At 69.7% G+C, this 22297-nt stretch carries 21 protein-coding genes, 1 pseudogene and 1 riboswitch; of the genes and pseudogenes, 14 read left to right on the plus strand and 8 right to left on the minus strand.

The window, feature by feature from the left end; all coding sequences use genetic code 11:
* Positions 1-111 precede the first annotated feature (111 nt).
* Positions 112-816, minus strand: coding sequence for an aspartate/glutamate racemase family protein (locus ID574_RS48940; protein ID WP_223167863.1), 705 nt, complete (start codon positions 814-816; stop codon positions 112-114).
* Between the two features lie 77 nt (positions 817-893).
* Between ID574_RS48940 and ID574_RS48945 the strand changes: the two genes are divergently transcribed.
* A complete protein-coding gene (locus tag ID574_RS48945) occupies positions 894-1802 on the plus strand; it encodes a LysR family transcriptional regulator (RefSeq protein WP_188195939.1) in 909 nt (302 codons plus the stop codon).
* 67 nt (positions 1803-1869) lie between these two features.
* Here ID574_RS48945 and ID574_RS48950 read toward each other — a convergent pair whose 3' ends face one another.
* Positions 1870-2514 carry a TetR/AcrR family transcriptional regulator gene (locus ID574_RS48950; RefSeq protein ID WP_188195940.1) on the minus strand — a complete coding sequence of 215 codons (645 nt, stop codon included), beginning with the start codon at positions 2512-2514 and terminating at the stop codon, positions 1870-1872.
* Positions 2515-2579: 65 nt separating this feature from the next.
* Between ID574_RS48950 and ID574_RS48955 the strand changes: the two genes are divergently transcribed.
* From ID574_RS48955 to ID574_RS48970, 4 genes are all read left to right on the plus strand, one after another.
* Positions 2580-2990, plus strand: coding sequence for a VOC family protein (locus tag ID574_RS48955; RefSeq protein ID WP_188195941.1), 411 nt, complete (start codon positions 2580-2582; stop codon positions 2988-2990).
* Positions 2987-3469, plus strand: coding sequence for a quercetin 2,3-dioxygenase (locus ID574_RS48960; protein ID WP_188195942.1), 483 nt, complete (start codon positions 2987-2989; stop codon positions 3467-3469). The genes ID574_RS48955 and ID574_RS48960 overlap by 4 nt, the downstream gene beginning before the upstream one ends.
* Before the next feature lie 299 nt (positions 3470-3768).
* Positions 3769-4209: a VOC family protein gene (locus ID574_RS48965; RefSeq protein ID WP_223167876.1), complete on the plus strand. Its 441-nt coding sequence runs from the start codon at positions 3769-3771 to the stop codon at positions 4207-4209.
* A gap of 35 nt (positions 4210-4244) precedes the next feature.
* A complete protein-coding gene (locus ID574_RS48970) occupies positions 4245-4430 on the plus strand; it encodes a hypothetical protein (RefSeq protein WP_188195944.1) in 186 nt (61 codons plus the stop codon).
* A gap of 6 nt (positions 4431-4436) precedes the next feature.
* Here ID574_RS48970 and ID574_RS48975 read toward each other — a convergent pair whose 3' ends face one another.
* Together ID574_RS48975 and ID574_RS48980 are read right to left on the minus strand one after the other, a co-directional pair.
* Positions 4437-5540 (minus strand): cysteine desulfurase family protein, encoded by a 1104-nt coding sequence (locus ID574_RS48975; RefSeq protein WP_223167877.1) that lies wholly within the window; start codon positions 5538-5540, stop codon positions 4437-4439.
* A gap of 250 nt (positions 5541-5790) precedes the next feature.
* Positions 5791-6441, minus strand: a complete 651-nt coding sequence (locus tag ID574_RS48980) for a DUF6069 family protein (RefSeq protein WP_336245628.1) — start codon at positions 6439-6441, stop codon at positions 5791-5793.
* A gap of 168 nt (positions 6442-6609) precedes the next feature.
* Between ID574_RS48980 and ID574_RS48985 the strand changes: the two genes are divergently transcribed.
* From ID574_RS48985 to ID574_RS48995, 3 genes are all read left to right on the plus strand, one after another.
* Positions 6610-7473 carry a CPBP family intramembrane glutamic endopeptidase gene (locus tag ID574_RS48985; protein ID WP_188195946.1) on the plus strand — a complete coding sequence of 288 codons (864 nt, stop codon included), beginning with the start codon at positions 6610-6612 and terminating at the stop codon, positions 7471-7473.
* Between the two features lie 172 nt (positions 7474-7645).
* Positions 7646-8218, plus strand: coding sequence for a flavin monoamine oxidase family protein (locus tag ID574_RS48990; RefSeq protein WP_188195947.1), 573 nt, complete (start codon positions 7646-7648; stop codon positions 8216-8218).
* 690 nt (positions 8219-8908) lie between these two features.
* Complete coding sequence (locus tag ID574_RS48995; RefSeq protein WP_188195948.1) at positions 8909-9094, plus strand: hypothetical protein; 186 nt, start codon at positions 8909-8911, stop codon at positions 9092-9094.
* 609 nt (positions 9095-9703) lie between these two features.
* Here ID574_RS48995 and ID574_RS49000 read toward each other — a convergent pair.
* Positions 9704-10348, minus strand: coding sequence for a VOC family protein (locus ID574_RS49000; protein ID WP_188195949.1), 645 nt, complete (start codon positions 10346-10348; stop codon positions 9704-9706).
* Positions 10349-10573: 225 nt separating this feature from the next.
* Between ID574_RS49000 and ID574_RS49005 the strand changes: the two genes are divergently transcribed.
* Positions 10574-10810, plus strand: a complete 237-nt coding sequence (locus ID574_RS49005; protein ID WP_188195950.1) for a hypothetical protein — start codon at positions 10574-10576, stop codon at positions 10808-10810.
* 432 nt (positions 10811-11242) lie between these two features.
* Here the strand turns inward: ID574_RS49005 and ID574_RS49010 are convergent, their stop codons facing one another.
* Positions 11243-14956, minus strand: coding sequence for a S8 family peptidase (locus tag ID574_RS49010; protein WP_188195951.1), 3714 nt, complete (start codon positions 14954-14956; stop codon positions 11243-11245).
* Between the two features lie 613 nt (positions 14957-15569).
* Positions 15570-15714, plus strand: a riboswitch (cyclic di-AMP (ydaO/yuaA leader).
* A gap of 12 nt (positions 15715-15726) precedes the next feature.
* On the opposite strand from ID574_RS49010, the gene ID574_RS49015 reads away from it, so the two are divergent.
* The 3 genes and pseudogenes from ID574_RS49015 to ID574_RS63150 form a co-directional block, all read left to right on the plus strand.
* Complete coding sequence (locus ID574_RS49015) at positions 15727-16503, plus strand: glycoside hydrolase family 25 protein (RefSeq protein ID WP_188195952.1); 777 nt, start codon at positions 15727-15729, stop codon at positions 16501-16503.
* A 658-nt stretch (positions 16504-17161) separates the two neighbouring features.
* Positions 17162-17467, plus strand: a complete 306-nt coding sequence (locus ID574_RS49020; protein WP_223167865.1) for a molybdopterin cofactor-binding domain-containing protein — start codon at positions 17162-17164, stop codon at positions 17465-17467.
* A gap of 194 nt (positions 17468-17661) precedes the next feature.
* Positions 17662-17781: pseudogene (locus tag ID574_RS63150) on the plus strand (molybdopterin cofactor-binding domain-containing protein); the annotation flags it as partial.
* A 216-nt stretch (positions 17782-17997) separates the two neighbouring features.
* Here ID574_RS63150 and ID574_RS49030 read toward each other — a convergent pair.
* Together ID574_RS49030 and ID574_RS49035 are read right to left on the minus strand one after the other, a co-directional pair.
* Positions 17998-18606 (minus strand): DUF305 domain-containing protein, encoded by a 609-nt coding sequence (locus tag ID574_RS49030; RefSeq protein ID WP_188195954.1) that lies wholly within the window; start codon positions 18604-18606, stop codon positions 17998-18000.
* Between the two features lie 80 nt (positions 18607-18686).
* On the minus strand, positions 18687-19121 hold the full coding sequence (locus tag ID574_RS49035; protein WP_188195955.1) for a DUF6153 family protein: 435 nt from the start codon (positions 19119-19121) through the stop codon (positions 18687-18689).
* A 222-nt stretch (positions 19122-19343) separates the two neighbouring features.
* Here ID574_RS49035 and ID574_RS49040 point away from each other — a divergent pair, with 222 nt between their 5' ends.
* On the plus strand, positions 19344-20522 hold the full coding sequence (locus ID574_RS49040) for an NAD(P)/FAD-dependent oxidoreductase (RefSeq protein ID WP_188195956.1): 1179 nt from the start codon (positions 19344-19346) through the stop codon (positions 20520-20522).
* A 717-nt stretch (positions 20523-21239) separates the two neighbouring features.
* The gene (locus tag ID574_RS49045) at positions 21240-22118 is read left to right on the plus strand and encodes a F510_1955 family glycosylhydrolase (protein ID WP_188195957.1); all 879 of its coding nucleotides are present in this window, start codon (positions 21240-21242) and stop codon (positions 22116-22118) included.
* Positions 22119-22297: the final 179 nt, after the last annotated feature.

Consider the following 22297-nt stretch of genomic DNA (forward strand, 5'->3'; position numbering starts at 1 on the left):
CGACGGACGTCCCCGCTCGACGCACCGCTGGCGCACGTCAACGTCGGGCGCCGACGTGCGGGGCACGGCGGGGAGCGGTGCGGCACGAGCTGAGCACGGCCGTGTCGCCGGCTACGACCGGACGGGGCGCAGAGCCAGCTCGACGGCCGTCTCGACGTGGATGCGGGTGGAGTCGAACACCGGGACCGGACTGTCCTCCTGGCCGACCAGCAGGGTGATCTCGGTGCATCCGAGGATCACCCCCTGAGCGCCCCGCCCCGCGAGCCCGGCGATGACCCGCCGGTACTCCTCCCGTGAGGAGCTCTCGATCCGGTTCCTGGTGAGCTCCTGGTAGATCACGTCGTGGACGAGCGTACGGTCCGGTTCTTCCGGCACCACGACCTCCACGCCGTGCCGGCGCATGCGCGAGCGGTAGAAGTCCATCTCCATCGTGAACCGGGTGGCCAGCAGGCCCACCGTGGTGAGCCCCGCGGCGGCGACGCGCCGCGCCGTGGCGTCGACGAGATGCACGAACGGCACACCGATCGCCGCCTCGATCGCGTCGGCCACCCGGTGCATGGTGTTGGTGCACAGCAGCACCATGTCGGCACCCGCTCGTTCCAGGGTCGTGGCAGCCTCGGCGAGGAGCCGGCCGGCCTCGTGCCACTCCCCCGCACGCTGCATGGCCTCGATCTCGGCGAAGTCGACGGTCAGCAGGACGCTCCTGGCGCAGTGGTGCCCGCCCAGGCGCCGCCGCGTCTCCTCGTTCAGCAGCCGGTAGTACTCGGCGGAGGATTCCCAGCTCATGCCGCCGAGCAGTCCGATGGTTCGCATCATGGCCTCCAGCGTGCCGGGGCGCCGGGCTCATAGGTAGGCCTGGCCTTCTTGGCCGACCCCCAAGCAATACTTATGGCATGGACGTGCAGCGGTTGCTGATCTTCCGTGAGATCGCCCGTACCGGATCGATCGCGAGCGCCGCAAGGTCGCTCGGCTGGACGCAGCCGGCGGTCAGCCAGCACCTGCGCCACCTCGAGCGCCAGGCGGGCACCCCTCTCGTGCTGCGCCGGCCACGCGGTGTCCAGCTCACGGAGGCGGGACGCGCGCTGCTGCGGCACGCCGACGCCATCGCCACCCGCGTGGAGGCCGCGACCGCGGACCTGGACGCGCTGGTCCAGTTGCGTGCGGGCACCGTACGGCTGGCCGCATTCCCCTCGGCGGGTGCCACCCTCGTCCCCGCCGCGATGAGCCTGCTCGCCCGCCGTCACCCCGGTCTCGACGTACGGCTGCGCGAGGCCGAGCCCCCGCAAGCCCTCGGCCTGCTCGCCGCCGGGGACGTGGACGTGGCCGTGACGTTCGCCCACGCCGGCGAGGAGCCGCCCGGCACCGGGGAGCTGGCGCGGGTGCCGATCGGCGGGGATCCGCTGCGGCTCGTTCTGCCCTCCTCCCACCCGTCCGCGCACCCCTCGGACACGCCGCTGGACCTGCGGGCGCTGGCGCACGAGAAATGGGTCGGAGGGTGCGAACGGTGCACGGCCCACCTGCGCCAGGCATGCGAGGCCGCCGGGTTCGCACCGGACATCCGCCACGGGACGGACGACTACGTGCTGACCCAGGCGCTCATCGCTCGCGGACTGGCCGTGGGCCTGCTCCCGCAGCTCGCCTTGGACGCGGCCCGCGACCCGGGCGTCGCCGTCCGCCCGGCCACGGGGATACGGCCCAGAGCGCTGTACGTCCTCCACCATCGGGAGGCCGACCAGATCCCCGCCGTCCGCAGCGCCCTACGAGCCCTCCAGGACACCGCCGCCGGCCGCGTCCCGTTCTGACCTCTGCCATCACGCCCCGGCGGCCGGGAAGGATTCCACCGCCGCAGGCCTGAGCCCGGCGGCGTTCTCATCGCAGGATCGTCTCGGCGAGGGTCGTGTGGGCCCAGCGTTCCCACCGGTCGGGAGTCCATCCGCGGACGTCGGTGAGCAGCAGGTACACCTCGAAGCTGATCAGGGTGAAGATGATGTCGGCCGCCTCCTCGACGGTCAGCTCCGGGCGCAGGGCCTGCTTTTCGGCCAGTTGCCGGGCGAGGACCTGGTGGGCGAGGAAGCGCTGCTGCTGGTTGGTCTCGTACTGGGCGGCCATCGCGGGGTCGGCGCCCGCGGCGTCGCGGACGATCTTCATGATCGGGGCCACGCGGGCGAAGACGGCGCGGCTGTTGGACAGCCAGATCGCCAGGGCCTCGCGGCCGCCGGGCTCCTCGCGTACCTGCCTCACCCAGGGGCGCTCCAGCATCGGTATCGGCTCGTCGTCGCCGACGGACTGCACGTCGATGATCTCATTGAGGACCGTGGCCTTGTTGCCGAAGTGGAAGTACACCGTCTGCACCGCGACGCCGGCCGCAGCGGCGATCTGATCCAGAGTGGTCGAGGCGTACCCCTGCCGCAGAAACAGCTCCAGCGCGGCGTCGAGGATCCGTCGCCGGGTGGCGCGCGCCTGGGCGGCCCGGCGGGTGCCGCCTCCGGTTGTGGTCTTGACACGATCACTCATTCGCTAGAGCCTACTCTAGGGAAGGTCACTAGAGTCGACTCTAGTGAGATGCTCTGGAGGTAGTCATGGATCCCGCCCTCAGCGGCTTTCACCACGTCAAACTCCCGGTCACCGACGTCGGACGCAGCCGCGCCTGGTACCAGCGCGTGCTGGGCCTGCGCACCTTCATCGAGTTCGTCGAAGAAGGCACGCTCATGGGGGTCGCTCTACGGGACGCGGACGACACCCTCGACGTGGCCCTGCGCCACGATCCGGTACGGGCCGCCGCACTGGCCGGATTCGACCCGATGGCCTTATGCGTGCCCACCCGCGAGGCCCTGAAGGCCTGGCAGCAGCGACTGGAGGATCTGGGCGAGCCCCACGGCGGCATCGTCACCGGGCACGTCGGCCAGGTGCTCGTCGGCCTGCACGACCCCGACGGCATCGAGATCCGCTTCTACCAGCCCACGCAGAGCACGCCCGAGGAGACCCGATGAGCTTCGACCCCACCGGCTACCTGCTCACTCCCGCCGACGGCCCGCACCTGTGGTTCCTGGACACCCGGATGAGCGTCAAGGCCGGCGCCGACCAGACCGGCGGCGCCTTCACCCTCATCGAATGGTCGGCACCCGTCGGCTTCGGACCGCCCATGCACATCCACGGCCGCGAGGACGAGGCGTTCTACATCCTCGACGGAAAGATCGACATCAACTGCGGCGACCACCGCTGGACCGCCGGACCGGGCGACTTCGCGTTCCTGCCCCGCGACATCCCGCACGCCTTCGTCGTCACCGAAGGACCGGTACGCGGCCTGCAGATCACCACCCCGTCCGGATTCGAGCAGTTCATCGCCGAGCTCGGCCGCCCCGCCGAGCGCCCCGGCCTGCCGGACCCGACCCCGCCCGACATCCCGCGCCTGATCGAGACGGGCCGGCGGTACGGCCACGAGATCCTCGGCCCGCCCGCCACCGCTTGACGGCCACCTGCCCAACGACACCGGACGCCGGGATCGTCGTGGCGCCGGTCCCGGGCACGTGACGCAGCCGGACCGGAACGGTCGACGATCCAGGCCGTGCCTTGTCCCATCTCGAGCCATTTCCTGACCCACCCCCACCGCCTGATGGACGACCGCCTGCCGACATTTGAATCTGCGCCTCCTGGACGGAGGCGGCCGGGAGCCCGAGTGTGGAAGGGACGCCCCCCATGCCACAACAGCAGCCCGGTGGCCGATGCGGGCCACCGGCATCGGAGGGGGAGGAGCCGAAGGCCGTGGACATGAAGCTCGAGGTCGTGGTGGTGCCGGTCGCCGACGTGGACCGGGCCAAGGACTTCTACAAGGCGCTCGGATGGCGGGAGGACATCGACTTCGCCGCCGGTGACGGCTTCCGGGTGGTGCAGGTGACTCCGCCCGGCTCAGGGTGCTCGGTCATCTTCGGCAGCGAGATCACCTCGGCCGCGCCGGGCTCGATGCAGGGCCTGTACCTGATCGTCGACGACATCGAGGCGGCGCGGTCAGAGCTCATCGACCGCGGGGCCGACGTCGGCGAGGTGTTCCATGACGAGGGCGGGGTGTGGCACCACGCCGGGACCGAGGGGCGGGTGCCCGGCCCGGCTCCGGACCGCAAGAGCTACGGCTCTTTCGCCGCGTTCAACGACCCCGACGGCAACACCTGGATCCTCCAGGAGGTCACCACCCGCCTCCCGGGACGGGTGTGAGCCCGGATGACCGTCCTCGCGGCAGGAGTACCGTGATGAACCTGACCTACGACTCCGTGGCCGACCTGGCCGAGGCCCTGCGCCGCGCGGAGGCCGCGCACGGCCGGTACGAGCAGGAGATCGGCCACCCCGACCCCGACTGGCCGGACTGGTACGCGCAGTACTTGGCGCGTGAGCAGGCCGGGGACGCCGGTCCGGAGCGCCCGGCAGCGAGCGGCTGAGGATCGTCACATCGTTCCTGCCGAGGACGAGGGCTGGGCTGCGGCAGCGGCAGCGGCCTGGGCGATGAGCCGGGCTGCGCGCCGTACCTCCGCTGCGGTGCTCCAGCGGCCCAGCGACAGCCGCAGCGCCGCGCGCGCCCGGTGTGCGGGCAGGCCCATGGCGGTCAGCACGGGCGAGGGGGTGTCGTCGCCTTCGTGGCAGGCCGAGCCGGTGGAGGCGGCGACCTCCGGTACGGCCGCGAGCAGCGCCCGGCCGGTGATGCCGTCGATGCTGACGTTCAGCGTGCCGGGCAGGCGTTCGGTGGGATGGCCGTTGAGCCGCACCCTGCCCGGCAGCAGCGCCTCGAGCTCGGTCTGCAGCAGGTCACGTAGGCCTGCCAGCCGGGTGGCGCTTTCGGGCAGCTCGCGCCGGGCGAGTTCGGCGGCGCGGCCGAGGGCGGCGATGAAGGCGACGTTCTCCGTCCCGGCCCGCAGCCCCGCCTCCTGGCCGCCGCCGTGGACGACCGGCTCCAGCGGGGTGCCGACGCGCACGTAGAGCGCGCCCACCCCTTTCGGGGCGTACATCTTGTGGCCGGCCACGGTCAGCAGGTCCACCCCCACCGTGGCCACATCGATCGGGAGCTTCCCGGCCGCCTGGGCGGCGTCGGTGTGAAACAACGCCCCGGCGGCGCGCGCCAGGGCGGCCAGTTCGGCGATCGGCTGGAGGGTGCCGGTCTCGCTGTTGCCGTACGCGATCGACACCAGCGCGGTCGGCCGCTCGGCCAGCGCGGTGCGCAGGTCGGCGAGGTCGGCGCGGCCGAAGCGGTCCACCGGCAGCAGATGCACGGTGAACCCTTGATCGCGCAGGCTGCGGCAGGACTCCAGCACGGCGGGGTGTTCGGTGGCCAGCGTGATGATCTGCCGCCTGCTCGGCTCCCGTACGGCGAGGGCCGCGCCGCGGATGGCCAGGGTGTCGGCCTCCGATCCGCCGCCGGTGAAGACGATCTCGCTCGGGGCGGCGCCGAGCAGCGCGGCCACCTGACCACGCGCCCGGTCGAGGGCCTCACGTGGGGCACGGGCATAGGCGTGACCGCTGGAGGGATTGCCGAAGTGCGTGCTCAGGTACGGCAGCGCCGCCTCCCTGCGGCGGGGTCGACCGGCGTGGTGGCGTTGTAGTCCAGGTAAATCGGCCCACCGGCGAGCGCGGGATGAGTCACGGTGTCCTCCTGGCCGATCATCGCGCCATGCTCGTCATGGTCGTCCTGGTCAGGATTTCACGCAAAGGCAGCGGCGGTCCGCCGGCGGCCGCTCAGCGGCCCAGCTGGCCGACGGCATGCTGGAGTGGCGGCCGGCCGGCCTGCCGGTGGCCACCTGAACCAGGTCAGTCGTACGGGTGTTCCCGGCGCTCGTACCCGCGCTGCTCGTACCCACGGGGACGGTCATAGCTGCGCTGCTGCTCGTATCCTCGCGGCTCATACCCTTGGGCCTGCTCGTATCCTCGCGCCTCGTACCCGCGGGGCTGTTCGTACGGGTACGGCTCGGAGTCCGCCACCTCCTCGATGGCCGTGCGCCCGATCGACGCCAGCAGAGAGGCGATGGCGATGCCGATGACGACGTTGATGGCGGCTGTGGCGATCTGCCGGATGATGTCGGCGGAGTACATGAACGGCAGGATCGTGATGATGACGGTGAAGAGCCCGGCGATCCAGCCGAAGAACTTGGCCGGCTCCGGCGTCGACAGCATGAGCACGTAGAGCAGGAGCGTGGCGACAAGAGCGGCGACAGCGGCCGAGATCGCATAGCTCGTCGTCGCCGCGCTGCCGTATACGGAGGCGCCGCCCGGGCTGAGCACGCGGATGCCCAGGAGCCGACTGCTGATCATGACTCCGACCACCACGACCAGTGCCGCGACCACGGCTGCCGCCACACCGCCTCCCCACACTCGCGCCGGGTTGACCCTCACTCGGGGCGACCCTGGGCGGCGACCGTGGCGGTCATGGGAGGGGTATGACATGCGAATCACCTTTGTCATGAACGCTGATCAAGCATTTACAGAACCCTACAGGTGCTGTCAAGAGCGGCAGCGGAGCCACGCGTGGCACCCGACCTGCGAAGGAGGTCCGGATACACCGAACGATCGACGGCCGGATCATGCGACCGGACGACTGGGCGGGGCCGAGCAGCCGAGACCATGATGTGCATGGCCCCTACCGATTCCCGCCGCGCCCCGTCGGTCCTGTTGATGACGGGTGCGGGCGTGGCGGTGTTCGCACTCGCCTACGCATGGCTGATCGTCACAGGCAACACGGAGGTCGCCCAATCGGCCGACCCCGGCGCGACGCCGGCATCCCTCTGGGCCGCGGCGCTGCCGCCGCTGGCCGCCATCGTCCTGGCCCGCCTGGTCCCCGCCAGGATTGAGGTGCCACTCCCCACGGCGGACCTGCCGAGACCGCGGTTGCGGCGGGAGGCGTGGACGCTGGTGGCGGCGGCCGTGCTCATGGCGATGATCGGCCCGCTGGCTCGGGGCGAACTGCACGTGATCGTGAAGGTGCTGGTACTGCTCGTCCTCCCGCTGGCGGCGTTCCGCCTGATCCGAGGGGACGGCCCCCGGGCCAGGACCATCATCGCCCCTGTGACCTGGCTGGCTCCGCTGCCCGCGGTCCTGGCCTGGTTCCTGCTCTCGGAGGTGAGCCCGCTGGCCGTCCCGCTGACGCAGGACCTGCCCGACCCCCTCACCCTGGCCGTCGCCTCGCTGGTCACGCTGCTGACCGCCGGCGTCCTGGAGGAGGTCTTCTACCGGGCCTGGCTGCAGACCCGGCTGGAGGTTCTGTATGGCGGCGGGCCGGCGATCATGGCGTCAGCGCTGTTGTTCGCGTTCATGCACTCCTCCCGGATAGACGCCGGCGATCCGCTGCTGGGCATGGCGACGATCGTCGCGTTCCAGGGGATGTTCGGGCTGATGCAGGGCTACCTGTGGGCCCGCTACCGGAACGTCTGGATGATCATCTTCATGCACGTGATCATCAACCTCGTCTACGTCCCGATGCTCCTCGGCCGGCTCTGACCGTCGACGAACGCCGTGGCGACGGGCGCTCTCGTCCGGTTGACGCCCCGGCGGCACCCAGGAAATGATCTACGCACACAAGTGAACCCAAGAAGTCAGCGCCGTGGTGGTTGGTGGGTGCGCTGGCGTGTTCGCGCATGTCGCGAGCACGACCAACACCCCAGGAGACCACATGTCCCACCAACATCCCCACGTTGACGTCATCGTGGTCGGTGCCGGCATGGCCGGCCTTGTCTGCGCGGACCACCTCCGTCACCACGGGGCCGAAGTCCTTCTCATCGAGGCCCGCGACCGGGTCGGTGGCCGTACGGTCGGCATCGAGGTCGACGGCGAGACCGTCGACCTCGGTGGCCAGTTCGTCGGACCGGGCCAGGACCGGATGTACGCGCTGGCCGCCGAATGCGGCGTGGACACCGTCCCGACGCACACCGTGGGCGCGAGCGTGCTCGAGACCGCCCCAGGACGGCTGCGCCGGTTTCACGGCACAGTGCCGAGACTCGGACCGCTGACTCTCGCGGATGTGGCCCACGCCCAGTTCCGCCTCGACCGGCTCGCCCGCACCGTCGACGCCGAAGCCCCATGGCGCAGCCCTGACGCGGCTGCCCTCGACGGGCAAACGATGGAGTCCTGGATCAACAGCACGCTCAAGACCCGAGGCGGGCGCCGGTTCCTCGCCCTCGCCTGCCGGGCGATCTGGGCCTGCGAACCGAGCGAGCTGTCGCTGTTGCCCGCACTGTTCACGTGAATCGTCGAGGTCTCCATCGAATCCACGAGCGGATCACCCATCGTGTGCGGGCTCGATGGGGACCTCCCCCGCCTGCCGAACCTCGCCTGGCGGGGGAAGGGCTTCTACCGGCTTCGAGTGCACGCTCGCGGGGGCAGCACCCCCGGCTCCTTCCCGGCCATGACGGCATCGCCCCCCTGGCCTGGCGCCCGGGCGGCTCGGCGATCCTGGCCACGGGTGGGCTCGAGGGCGGCGTCCGCCTGTGGCGGCCGGCCGCCGGACGCCCCGGCGAGTCCGCCTCTCCCCTGCGCACCTGGGCAGGGGAATCAGAGATCACCGCTCTGGCGTGGCCGGACACGCATCACCTGGTGGTCGCCACCCGCGATGGCAGTATCACCTGCTTGGCGATCGATGTCGCCTGATTGGCTTCACACTCGCGCCCACACTTCGGCGCTCAGGAGCCGGCAGACATACTCCGGCCACGTGCGCCCCGTTTCCTGAACGGCAGCCCCAGTGCTCCAGGTGCTCCCGTACGAGGCCTCCCAGCTCGGGCGGTTGCCGCGTACTGGCGGACCGCCAGCGGGTGCGGCGCCCCATCGCGAGGGGTGAGTCCGGTGCCGGCACGGTCCGCACGCGCGATCCAAGGGTGGGCGACGTCCGGGTTCATCGGACATCCGCAGATCGCCTCCGGTCATGGGGAGTCAGGGGGTCATGGACGGTAAGGACGCGCTGGGCCCGGTCGGTCAGCGACGGGTCGTGGGTGACGGCCAGGCCGGTTCCATGACGCAGCTCGTCGAGCAGATCGAGCACCCCGCCTGTGGTGGCGCGGCCGAGCGCCGCGGCCGCACGGCCCTTGCGAAGCGGTCTGTCACCATCCAGACCTTGTGGGCGACCTGAAGACCGCTCTATCGTGGCGACGATGAATATCGTTATCATTTGTGCGGAGGTGCGACGGTGACATCTCGATCACCCTTCACCGTCGCCCTATGCCGGGCGGACGGCTGCGCCGGTCAGTGTGCCGACGACCTGCTCGACCGACTCCGGGAGACGGTGCGTAAGAGTCCCGGCGGAGTCCTGGTGGCGACAGGCTGCCTGCGAGGGCCGCTCTCCTGCGGGGGAAGCGGCGAAAAGGGCGGCGCCTTTCTCGTGGTGCAGCCATGCGGCGACAACCGCCAACCGTCCGGCGCCGCGATCCCCATCGGCCCGATCCACAGCGAGGAGCAGGTGGAAACGCTGTGCAGATGGCTGAGGCAAGGGCACCTCTCCCAACCCCCGTCTGCGCTACAGGACGGGTTCAGAGCGGCACGCCTCAACTAAGCCGGCGCTTGGCCGCCGCACTTTTGGTTGCTTTCGCCAGCGAGCGGTCTGCTCCACCATCTGATGTCCACGCCACTGTTCCGCATCAGCCGTTACGGGTTCCGGCAGGCAGGGAGAGAGCAGGAAGGCCACCAGGTCAATGCCGGCGCCTGCCCTGCCGGGCGGTGCGGGGCTCGGATGGCCCTGCCCTCACTCCACGTCACCCAGGGTGACCGGCGGGCCGTCGTCGAATCCGATCCGTACGCGTAGCGGCCCCGTGTCGCCTTCCACGACGCGCGCCCCTTCGGGCAACCCGCCGCACCAACGCTTGACGTCCTCTTCGGAGCCCGCCACGTCGAGGCCGACGATGCCGGCCGGGCGACGGGCGTGCCGCGCCGTGAGCGCGCCCGGCCTCTCCTCGTACGGGACGGGCCAGTGGATCAGAGCCGGCAACCACGGCCGGATGAGGTTCGGACCGAAGCCCGCCAGCACGTACGGTGCATATCCGGGCCCCTCCCCAGGCACCTCGCTGACCGCCAGATCGTTTTCCGCGGCCAGCCTGCGCAGCAACGCCGCGTCCTCACATCCTGCCAGCCAGGCGACCGGGACCAGCGGAGCCGGGCACCTGTCGAGTGCCCTTCGCTGGACTTCGCCGATCGGCGGAAGGGCCGGATCCGTCTCACCACCGTCCGGGTAGTGGATCTCCAAGAACGACCGGCCCAGCGGCACGACGAGGTTCGACAATCCGAAGCCGGGCAGCACACGTCCCCGCGCGATCCCCAGCCCGTGCTCCCGCAGCGCCTGCTCGGCTTGCTCCCGAGTCCGGGCCGCGAGCACCACATGATCGATTTCCACGCCGCCTCCTGAAAGGTCAAATGATAACCATTTTCCACCAGGGAGGCGGAACCAGACCACATCGATCAGCACACTGCGGACGTCACTCGCGCGGAAATCACCTGACCGCCTGCCAACGGCGGGACCAGCCTCCGTTGGCGTAGATCATCGATGGGAACCGGCTCAGTGGTCGTCCCAGTGCCCTTCATGGGAGGCGTGGCGGTGCCCGTCGTGCACATAGTCGACATGATCGCCGTGCGGCACGGCCACATGCCCGCACTCCGGCCCGTGCTGGTGATCGTGGGCGTCGTGCGCGGCATGGGACTGCGGCTCACATTCGTCCACGTGATCGTCGTGGATGCGATGCAGGCAACCGTCATGGACGTAGTCAACGTGATCGTCATGCGGCACCGCTACATGTCCGCAGGCGGGCCCATGGGTGTGCGTGTGATCGATGTGCTGGCGGTGTTCGGCAGCCACTGACATGGCCAGACTCCTTATGGCTTCGTCACCGAAGATCCCTTATCGGAGGTCGCTGTCCTCATTAACGTTACCGCCATAAATTGCGATATTGGTTGGTTAGATATGGAAGGCCGTACAGAGTTTGAAGGGCCGGGCCGGCCGCTGAGCCTGGCCGCCGCGACGACGAGGCGTTCGGCCTCGACGCTGTCGGTGAACAGCTGCCGTTGCACGCCCTCCACACCAATACCGCGCAGCGTCGAACCAGTCCCGGACGGAGCAGCGTCGTGGTCGGCGCCGGGCCCGGGGGCGGCGTCGTGGTCGATGCTGGTTGCGTGGGCGAGACCGTTCAGGTAGTGCAGCCGGTGCTCGGCGATTCGGAACGGGTGCCCGCCACGATCCCCGTTGACCGGCCTCGCGGGGCGGGCGCCACCGGCTCCCGCCCCGCGGACCTCATCATCGTCCGGTCAAGCCATACGCGCGGGTGATCGTCTGCTCCACGGCGTTGCCCGCCGCGTCACGCCCCTGCACGCGCAGCGAGACGAACCCGGTCCCACCCCGGCTCGGGTGGTGCGGCCGCACCGTATACGAGCCGTTCCCGCCGGAGACCTCGGCCGCCTTCCAGGTGGCCCCGTCGTCGACGGACGTCCACACCTTCGCCTGCGCGATCCGCGGCCCCTGCGGATCGGTCTGGCGAAGCGAGATCCCGAACGAGTACCGCCCGCGCGGTGCCCTGTTGTACAGGTCCAGGTCGAGGTCGTAGTCCACCATGACGAGCGGCAGCATGCGCTGCTCGTCCGAGGCGGGTTTCTCGGTGGTGAACGTCCACGCGGTGCTCGTCTTCGTCGACAGCGCCCACGACGCCGGATTCCGGGCCTGGACGAGCTCCGCTCGGTAGGTGGCCCGTTCCGGCTGCGCCGGGGCATACACCCCGTTCAAGCCGAACTCCTCGGCGATCAGTTGGCCGTTGCGATAGACGCGTGCCTGGTATTCGCTTTCGTCCACCTGCAAACCGTGATCCATATAGTTCGTGGCGTGGTTGGCGTCTCCGTCGAGCGCGGGGGCGATGGTGAAGAACAGGCCGTCGCCGTCCCAGTACGCGCCGGTGCAGTTGCAGATGGAATGGCCGCTGCCGCGGGTCGTGCCAGGATGCAGCACGGCGCCGAAGAAGGTCTGGCTGAGCTCCTGGCCTGGCCGGTAGACACGGTCGACCTCGTACATGTAGGAGGGTTCGGTGAAGTAGTCGCCTTCGGCGGCGTCATGCTGCCAGCGGGTGTCGCCGGCGGAGACCCACTCCTCCCTGACGAAGGGCGCCGGGAACTGATCGGAGCTGTCCACGGAGAGCGGGAAATCCCACGGGCGGAAGAAGAAGCGGGTGGAGGTGTAGGTGTCATTCCCTGTGCCGGAGGCGGTGTAGCGGCTGATCGTCCTGGCGGCGTTGGTGCGGTCGACTTTGAAGTCGAGGTTTTCGGGGATGCCGCCCTGCATCGGGATCATGACGTCGTAGGAGTACGGACTGTACGTCGTACCCCGCAACTGCAGCCTCAGCGCCCCGATCCTGGCGCGTTGGAGCAGGCGTTCTCCCTCGTCCTGGCTGGTGGAGAAGGCGGGCAGCGCGGCCTCTGGGACCGTCTGCGCCAGTTGCCCGGGGCGGTCGTTGTAGATCAGCGCGACCGCCGCCCCGGCCTTCTTGGCGCTTGCGATCTGGTCGGCGTACTCGATACCGTCGGTGTGTTTGATCAGCGCGATGGCGCCCTTGGTCTTCCTGCCGGGGAAGTCCTGGGGCTGGCCCGATCCGGCGTCCACGACCCTCAGCAGATGCCTCCCGTCGAAGCCGGCGTGCTCGCCCAGGCCCATGACCCGCATCGGGATGGGACGGCCCGCGTCGGTGGCCCGAATCCTCGGGGCCAGCAGGTCGACCTGGGTGAAGAACTCGAAGAAGCCCTGGGTGACCTTGGGCGTGGGGGTGGCGTAAACCCGCTCGGTGGAGCCTAGGGGCGCGACCATGCGGGTCAAGGTGCGACCGCCTGCCTCGCGCCGGTAGCCCAGCACGGAATCCTGCACCGCACTCTCTCGCGGCGTGGATATCTTGATCTCCTTCGCCTGGCGGGCATCCAGCGTCACGGTGGCGTCGCCGGTGACGCTGAGCTCGGGGTTGCCCAGCGCGGACACTTCGAGCACCCACTTACCGGAGGCGTCCGATGTCGAGACCATGGCCATCAGGTTGTAGCGGCCCGGCGGGACGTGGAAGACCGGCTCCGGGTCGTCGGCCAGCCGCACCTCTTTGGTGTAGCGGGAGTCGATGCCCCACAGCGTCACCGACCCCGAGACGGCCGGCTTGCCGTCCCTGCCGAGCACGGGGACTCGGAGGTCGTACATCTCCTGCTCCTTGGTGGCGCCGATGGCGGTACGCAGCTCGGTGCCGTCGCCCGCAGTCGCGGTCACCCACCCGCCAAGGGTTCCCGGGTCGGCGCCTGCCGGGGTGTAGGTGACCTTCGCCTCCGCCGAGCCCTGTGCCGGCACCTCGAGAGACGACCCCGACAGAGTGAAGGGCCCGGTGACCTTGTCCAGCGCGAGCGTGAGGGTCACGGGCTGGGCGCCGGTGTTGGTGTACGTGAGCGTCTTCTCAACCGGCTGCTGTACCGCCTCGTGCGGCCAGGGCAGGAACCCGAAATCCACCACTCCGTGCGACACCTGCACGCTCTGCCGGTGCGCCCGCTCCACATCGAGGCGGCCGGCACCCTGCTCGTAGATCGAGTTCGCGGCGTTGGGCCGGGCGGTGCTCACCAGCGCCGCCTTGAGGCGCTCCCCGGTCCACTCCGGGTGCTGCTGCTTCAGCAGCGCCGCGGCGCCGGCGACATGCGGGCTCGCCATCGAGGTCCCCCTGGACCTGCGGTAGGGGTTCCACGGCTGGCTCGCATCACGGGGATGCGGATTGGCCGCGTCGATGTCCACGCCCGGCGCCGTGATCTCCGGCTTGATCGCGTAGTCGCCGAGCCTGGGGCCGCGGCTGGAGAAGGAGGCCAGCGCGTCCGCCCCGTCGACGGCCCCCACGCTCAGCGCGGCCGAGGCTGAGGCGGGCGTGGTGACGGTCTGATTCCTGCCGCTGTTGCCCGCCGCGATGACGAACAGCGTGCCGGAGGCCGACAGCCGGTTCACGGCCTGCGCCAAGGGGTCGGTCCCGTCGGTCGGGTCGCCACCGAGGCTCATGTTCACGATGTCGGCGCCCTCCGCGACCGCCCACTCCATCCCGGCGATGATGTCGGATTCCGTGCCGTCTCCGTCGTGGTTGAGCACCTTGCCGATGAGCAGGTCTGCCTTCGGCGCCACGCCCTTGTGCGTGTTGCCGTTCCCGGCGATCGTCGAGGCGACATGCGTGCCGTGGAAGTGATCGTCGTAGACGTCCGGATCCTCAGTGAAGTTCTTGCTCTTCTTCACCCTCCCGGCCAGATCCGGATGAGTGTCGTCGATGCCGGTGTCCAGGACCGCGACCTGCACACCGGTGCCGTCGAAGCCGGCGGCCCAGACCTGCGGCGCCCCGACCTGCGGCACGCTCTGGTCCAGGATTGCCTTCACCTTGCCGTCCAGCCAGATCCCCGACAGGCCTCCGTCGAGCCTGGCCGTGCCCTCGCGGACGACCGAGTCCCAGAAGTCATCGGCCCGCTTCTTGTCCACTTCCAGGGCGGCGCCGTTGACGCTGGGCAGGCTCTGCTCCTTGTCGGCGCCCGCGGGCTCGTCCGCCGTGGCCGCCTTGACGCTCCTGCCGTACGTCACCAGGACGGGCAGGCTCTGCCGGGACGCGTCGTCGTAGCGGGATGCGGCAAGCTCGGTGACGTTGAACAATTCCTCGTCCAGCACCCCGGCCGCCAAGTACGGCTGGGCCTTGCCCGGGATCGCGTAGACCGCACCGTCCTGCTCGGTGATCTGCCAGCTGTCGGTGTCGTTGTCGACCACCGCGCCCTGGCGGCCGTCGGCGAACGTGGTCAACCGCACGACGTCGCCGGTGACCAGGGTGATCGTGCGGGTGGAGGCGGGTGCGGCCTGGCTCTTCGCGGCGGCCTGGCTCTTCGCGGGGGCCGCAAGCTCCTCCGCGGCCGCGGGGCTGGCGAGCAGGGCGGCGAGCGTGATCCCCGCCATGCCTAACTGAGCCGCTCGCGCGACTGATTTCACGTACGTTCCTCTCCACGGATGACTCCACAACCGCCCAAATCCCCCACCGCGGACAGCATGGATCATCCTGGACGAAACGATAACGATATTCAAATCGCCGTCGGTCAGCGGGCGGCTCATCCGGGCGCCGGGTGACCGCGTCACATCATGCGCACCGCAGTCAGCACCCGGCTCGATCAGTGAGCTCGCACGATCCCCCGGGCGAGGCGGCGGCCGGCAGCATCGCCTCAACGCATGAAGTCATCCACCCATGATGTCCAGCCACAACCTGAGCGTCACCAGCCCCAGCAATTGATCCTCGCACCGCGGAACCGAAAGCGATCCTCGCACCGCGGAACCGAAAGGACGGGGTCGAATCGCCTTCTCGTACGCGATGGGAGCCGAGAGTGGAAGCGGCCGGCCAAAACCTTTACCCAACCCCGATCCCGCCGCCGGCACGGCATTTCAGACCTCCCCTCAGCTGGATATACCGAGATCCGATTTGCCCATCTTGCGCACCCTTTGGGATATATGTACCTTTTGCGTAATCGTGGCCCACGTTTTGGCGAGCTTCTCGTCACATCGTTGCCGCATCGTTGACCGGACCGTGCGTTGTCCTGGAGATCTGCAGGGCAGCGCCCGGCCGCCGAATCCGCGCCTCGCGGAACCGGGGACCCATCCTCTTCGGGGTGAATCGGACGCCAGCTCAGGCTGCGCCCGTAGGGCACTTCCAGGCCCGAACCCGTCAGCTAACCCGGTAGGCGGCATGGAAGCAAGGAGTCAATGCCCTCATGCCCAAGCCCCGGCTTGCCACAATCGCCCATACTTTCAAGAACCATTTCGATCTCTTCAGCAAGCACTTCAGCCTCGCGATCGGCGGTGTGATCCTGGCCGGAGCCACCGTCATCACAGGCGTAGCCGGCCCGGCGATCGCCTCGTCCGCCCAGCACAGCTCGGTGCACGCAGTTCACCCGGAAGCCGCACCGCTCACCTACGGCGTGGACGTCTCCCGATACGAGTCCGACTACGACTGGAACGCCAGCCCGGCCAAGTTCGGCATCATCAAGGCCACCGAGGGCACGAGCTTCCGCGACGCCTCGTTCGCCCGGCACTGGCGCGAGATGGACAAGAAGGGAATCGTGCGCGGCGCCTACCACTACGGCCACCCCAGCAACGACCCCATCGCCGAGGCCGAGCACTTCCTGTCCATGGTGAACTCCCAGCCCGCCAAGCCCGGCGACCTGCTCGTCCTCGACCTGGAGACCACCGACGGCGAGTCCGTCGCCGAGGTCAACGCGTGGGCCAAGGCATGGCTGTCGCACGTGAAGGCCAAGACCGGGGTCACCCCGATGCTCTACAGCGGCTGGAACTTCGCCAACACCTACGGCAAGGGACTGGCCGAATACCCGCTGTGGGTCGCCCACTACAGCAAGGCCAAGGGCACGGTCACCCCGCCCGCCGACTGGAAGTCCTGGGCCATCCACCAGTACACCGACTCCCCCGTCGACCAGAACGTCTCCGTGCTGACCCCTGACCAGCTGCGCGAGCTGGGTCGCCCCGCGGTCTGACCGAGGAGACGGATACAGCACCAGTCGATCACTCAACGATGGTGGGATCGGTAGAGGTCGAAGGCAGTTCACCCCCTTCGACCTCTACCGAATTCCCTTCGCTTGCCTTGCCGGTCCCCGATGGTGAGTCCGGCACGTCCTGCCGGTCGATCGCCTGCCGGCGGACAGGACGCGGCCGGTCCTGGCCGCCCTTTCAGCTCCTTCGGAACGGCCGGATCGCACACAAGGTCGACTATGTTTCATAGGACCCCTTACATGAGGCGGTCTGGTGAGAGGGTTGGGCGAGCTGGAGGCAGCACGCTACCCGTCTGGGCTTCAAAGCCCCTGAACCGCGCCGGGCTGCTCCCATCGGCAGAGGACCGACGGCGCGTACCTGTATTGGCCGGCCGTCAGCCAGGCAGAAGACGGCCGGCGGGCATGCTGCCGCGGCTGCTGCTCCTCGTCCTCCTCGTGCTGGGCGTGGCGCGATGCGCCGAGCGGGACATCCGACGCGGCGTCCATGTGCCTGGCGATCTTGGCCGCTCTCCTCGTCCTGGCACCGCTGGGCTCGCGCATCGCAGGCCTGGCCGTTGCCTGGCCGCGATCGCATCCCGGATGGCGCGTACGACGGCCGCTTCGCGGCCCGCCTCCGCTGTCGCTCATTCTGACGCGCACGGTCGTGCTGCGGACCCGGCTCCGGCTCGGCGCCGACGGCACCATCACCATCCGCAGCAGCACGAACGAGCTGGGCGCCGGCACCTCGAACGCCCCGACCCAGGCGGCGGCCCAGCGTCTGGGCGTGCCGATGGACAAGATCCGCTTCCTGCAGGGCGACTCCGACGTGGCCAAGACCCGCATCCCCGGCGCCTCGGCCACCACCACCCTCGCCTCGGCCATCTGGAACGCCCGCGACCGGCTGGTACGCGAGCTGCTCACGCTCGCCGAAGCCACCGGGTCCCCGCTGACCGGCCGCCGACCCGACTAGGTGGAGACGCGTGACGAGGGGCTGTTCACCATGGGCGGCCGCGGGGAGACCTACCGACACATCCTTGAACGCGCCGGACGCGACCACGTCGAGGTGACCGGCAGGTCGGCGGTGCCGTACCAGACCATCAAGCGGGGCACCTTCTCCTACGGCGTGCACTTCGTGGAGGTGCGGATGGACGAGGCGAAGTACGCGTCTCGCGCTGGGTCGGCGCGTTCGACGGCGGCCGGATCGTGTCGCCGAGGCAGGCCGCCAGTCAGATGCGCGGCGGTGTCATCCAGGGCATCGGCATGGCGCTGTTGGAGGAGACGCTACTCGACGAGCGCTCGGCCGGGTGGTCAACGCCAGTCTGGCCGAGTACCACATTCCCACCCATGCCGACATGCGGCCTGCTGCTCACCGCCGAGCGGCCTACCAGCATGCTCGCCGAAGCCGCCCAGGCCGCGCGCTCTGGGAGCCGCGCGCCGCATCGTCCGGCCGAACGAGGCGGGACTCGCCCAGGTGCAATCCCACCCGGGCGAGTCATGGCATCAGAGCCGGTCGAGAATTCTCCGCAGCTGCTCCACCTCGGCCTGCTGCGTGGTCTCGATGGTCTTGGCCAGCTCCTTGACCGTGGGGTTCGAGCCGTTGGCCTGCTCGGTCCCGGCCATCTCGATCGCCCCGTTGTGATGGGCGATCATCTGCTGGACGAACAGCTTGTCGAACGCCTTGCCCTTGGCGGCCTCGAGCTTCTTCATGTCCTCGTCGGACATGACACCCGGCATGCTGTGCCCCATCCCACCGGAATCCGGGTGCACGCCCCAGTCGGTCAGCCAGTCCTTCATGGTCTGGATCTCCGGCGCCTGAGCCGCCTTGATCTTGGTGGCGAGCTCCTTGACCTCCGGGTCGCTCGCGCGGGTCGCCGCCAGGTCGGCCATCTCGACCGCCTGCTCGTGGTGCGGGATCATCATCTGCGCGAACATGACGTCGCCGTCGTTGAAGGTCGCCGACGGCGAAGCGCCGGCAGTGGTGGCGGTAGGCGCGCTGCTGCTCATCTCCTCATGCCCGGCCATGGAGTCGCCGTTGCCCCCGCCACAGGCGGTCAGCAGAGCGAGCGCGCTCGTGGCGGCCGCGAGGGAGATCGTGCGGTTGATACGCATGGTTGCTGGTCTCTCGAATCGTCGGAATCATCGGCCGGTTCGCGGACGTCCCCGAAGGCCCGTCCGCACGGGTCATCGGCCTATATGCGCAAGATCGAGAGACGTGCCAGCCGCAGGGACGTGGGCTTCGGCGGTGGTCGGGCGACCCGCTGGACGGGTGACGGCGCCCCACCGCCGCCATCGGATCGTTGCCCCGTTCTCACCCACGCGGCGATCAGCAGCACGACGATGAACGAGGTCAGGATGGCCAGGCAGACGCCGGCCGGGTCGAACCCGGGCGCCTCACGCTCGGGAACGAATGCCCGGAGCCCCGGCGGAACAGCCACAAGGGGCTCTTGAGTAACGCCCATGCCGTGTGCAGTCGATGGAGAGCCACCATGCCCGCCATCGACGTGCCCCAGGGTGTGCATGCCGCATATGCCCAGGGCGAGGATGACGAGCAGGAGGCCGCGCGCGGCTCGCAACGCGAGGCGGCGCCGCGCCACTCCCATCGGCACTCTCTTGGCGATCGACATGTCACGAGCCCCCATCAGTGTACTAATGAGCCTCGTAGTACCCGCCCAAGCCGGCCGGGTGTCCCCATGGGGAGGTACGGCGCCCGCCCTGGGCGGTTCACCCAAGAAGCGCTTTCTCGCCGGTGGCCACGCGAACTCTGGTCCGGCAACCCTAACCCCCTAAGGGTATATGTGATCCATTTCACTCCGTAATATACCCCCAGTGGGTATATTCTGCCTCGCATGAGAGAGCTGAACGCAATCGCGGTCGTCGGAGCGTCGCTGGCCGGTCTCCGTGCCGTCCAGGCGCTGCGACGAGAAGGGTTCGACGGCACGATCACGCTGATCGGCGCGGAGCGGCATCTTCCCTACAACCGCCCGCCGCTGTCGAAGAGCATGCTGAAGGGCGACGACGAGGTCACGCTCCCCGGCGCCGAGGAGCTCGGCGACGAATGGCTGAAGGCTCGTCACGCGGTACGGCTGAACGCCTCGGAGCGGCGACTCACCCTGGACGACGGCTCAGAGGTCCGCTACGACGGCCTCGTCATCGCCACGGGCGCCCGTCCTCGGCGGCTGCCCGAACATCCGGAAGGCGTGCACACCCTGCGCACGATCGAGGACTCCCTCGCCTTGCGCGCCGAGCTGGCCGCCGGACCCGGCAGCGTGGTGGTCATCGGCGGCGGGTTCATCGGCGGCGAGGTCGCCTCGACCGCCCGTTCCCTCGGCCTGCCGGTCACTCTCGTCGACGCCTCCCCGTACCCGATGAAGAACGTTCTTGGCGCCGAGGCGGCGCGCTGGCTCGCCCGCCACCACCGGAACAACGGCGTCGAGCTGGTCAGCGAGACCCGCGTGACCGGATTCGACGGGACCGGCCGCGTGAGGGGCGTACGGCTGAGCAACGGCCGGACGCTGCCCGCCGACCTGGTGATCGCGGGCATGGGAGTGGTGCCGAACACCGAATGGCTGGAGGGCAGCGGGCTGACGGTGAGCGACGGCGTGGTCTGCGACGAGCGCCTCTTCGCCCTCGGCACGGCGGACGTGGTGGCCGCCGGCGACGTCGCCCGCTGGCCACATGGCCTGTACGGCGGCGCGCTCGTCCGCATCGAGCACTGGTCGAACGCCAATGACCAGGGCGGCATCGCCGCGCTCAACCTGCTCGCCGGGCCGGACAACGCCAAGCCCTACGCCGATCTGCCCTCCTTCGCCACCCACGTGCACGGTGCCCGCATCCAGACCGCCGGCCTGCCCCACCTCGCCGACGCCAGCCGCGTCGTCACCGGGTCACCGGAGGAGGGCCGCTTCGCGATCGCCTTCGCCCGGGACGGGGTGCTCGTCGGCGCGGTCGCGGTGAACTCGCCCAAGGACCTGATCCGCGTCAAGCGCGCCATCCTGGCCGGCGACCGCCTGGACGCCCTGGCGTGACGTCAAGACACCTCTGCCCGCGCGCCTACGACCGCCGGTAGCAGCGAGTGAACTGCGGGCAGAGGAGACCGGTAGATGGCGCGTGGCTTGGGAGAGCTCGAGTCCGCGATCATGGATCGCATGTGGGCCACCAACGCCCCCACCTCGGTCAGGGACATCCGGACGGGCCTACATCTACGAGCGCCTTGGAGGCGGCGCTGCGGGGGTGCCCGCCGAGGGGACGCAGCGCGTGACGGTGGTCGCCTCGGCGCTGCTGTCCGCGTTCGCCGTCGCCGTGCCCGCCTCCGTGGTGGGGCATGGGGCATGGCCTGGCCGGTACGAGGAGCGCCTGGCGTACTGCCTGCCCGGCCGCAACGGGCACGCCGTCATCACCACCGGCGCGCTGCGCTCACTGGCCCCCGAGCAGGTCGCCGCCGTGCTCGCCCATCAGCAGGCATTCGAGCAGGCGCAAGTCGAGGTCACCCGCCTGGTCGAGGGGGCGCGGGCGGAGAGACAGCTCTCACCCGCGTCCGCCGGATGCTCCGCCCCCCAGGCGCCGCTCGACCGGCGCGAACGCCTCACGGGATCTCTCGACGGTGGCGGCACTGCTCGCCGGTCCCGCCCTCCTGGCCGCAGCACCGGGCGTGGGCGCGTTTCTCGCCCACCAATGCCATTCCTTCCTCATCACTCTCCATACCTTCTACGAAGAGTGGTAGTAGCCGGTTGTAGACTCGCGCCATGAGGTATGCAGGCCGGCGGCTGTGTACAGGCGCCGCAGGAGTCGTGCTGGCCGCAGCCCTGGCAGCCTGTGGCCAGGCGTCGCCGGAGCCCGGCGGAGCGGCTGAGCCGGACCTGGGCGTAGGCCACGTTCACGGACTCGGCGTCGATCCGGCCGACGGCGTCCTCTACGTCGCTGGGCACTACGGGCTGTTCAAGGTCACGTCCCCGACGACCCTCACCCGGGTGGCCGACCGCGACCAGGATCACATGGGCTTCACGATCGTCGGGCCGAAGACCTTCCTGGCCAGCGGACACCCGTCCGCCGAGGACGTCTCACCCGGGCTCCCTCCGCACCTCGGCCTCATCAAGTCGACGGACTCGGGGGCCACCTGGAAGACGATCTCGGAGCACGGCTCCGCCGATTTCCACTCCATCCAGCCCGCCGGCGACAGCCTCTACGCCTTCGACAGCCAGACGTCGAAGGTCTGGCGAAGCCTCGACGGCGGCGCCACCTGGACGCAGGGCACCGCGGAGAAGGTGATCGACCTCGGCGCCGGCTCCGACAAGCCCTCGCGCGTGTACGCGACGACGCCCGACGGGTTGAAGGTGAGCGAAGACGGCGGGGTGAACTTCACCGACGTGGCGAAAGCGCCCCTGCTCAGCCATGTGGACGTCCTCTCCGGCGGGTGGCTGGTGGGGCCGGGAGCCGACGGCAAGGTTCACACCAGCCAGGACGGCGGCAAGACCTGGTCGGCCGCCGCCGCACTCCCCGGCCAGGCGGTCGCGTTCACGGCCGTGGATCGCCGGCGCCTGCTGGCCGCCCTGGAGGGCGGGACGGTGCTGGAGTCGAAGGACGGCGGGAAGACCTTCGCCACCGCATTCCGCGCCTCAAGCTGAGCCTTCGCCCCGCTAGGCGGCCAAACTCCGATGCCTGCCGCTTGTCCTGCGATGCCGCCCACCCGCCGAGGAGGACTACGCGGACGGCCGCATCCTGGACCGCCTGATGATCAGGACGGCGCCCGGCAGCGTGGCCGTAGTAGCGATTCTCCCCGGTATTCACCATGTCGAGGGGGTAG

It is taken from the genome of Nonomuraea sp. SYSU D8015 (assembly GCF_008065375.1).
In the GTDB taxonomy this organism is placed as follows: domain Bacteria; phylum Actinomycetota; class Actinomycetes; order Streptosporangiales; family Streptosporangiaceae; genus Nonomuraea.